At 52.3% G+C, this 218-nt stretch carries 1 rRNA gene; it reads left to right on the plus strand.

The window, feature by feature from the left end:
- Window positions 1-69, plus strand: a 16S ribosomal RNA gene (locus tag GCM43_RS25700); the annotation flags it as partial.
- Window positions 70-218 lie beyond the last annotated feature (149 nt).

Raw genomic sequence — 218 nt, forward strand, 5'->3', positions numbered from 1 at the left:
GGATTCGTGACTGGGGTGAAGTCGTAACAAGGTAGCCGTATCGGAAGGTGCGGCTGGATCACCTCCTTTCTAGAGTTTGCACGAAGCGCAAGCTTCACCATCAAATGTTCACACTTATCGACTGTTAGCTGAAGAAGAAACAGTAGTCGTCAGTAGCACCGCGTTGGGGCTGTAGCTCAGCTGGTTAGAGCACCGTGTTGATAACGCGGGGGTCGTTG

Source organism: Janthinobacterium aquaticum (genome assembly GCF_009208565.1).
In the GTDB taxonomy this organism is placed as follows: domain Bacteria; phylum Pseudomonadota; class Gammaproteobacteria; order Burkholderiales; family Burkholderiaceae_D; genus Janthinobacterium.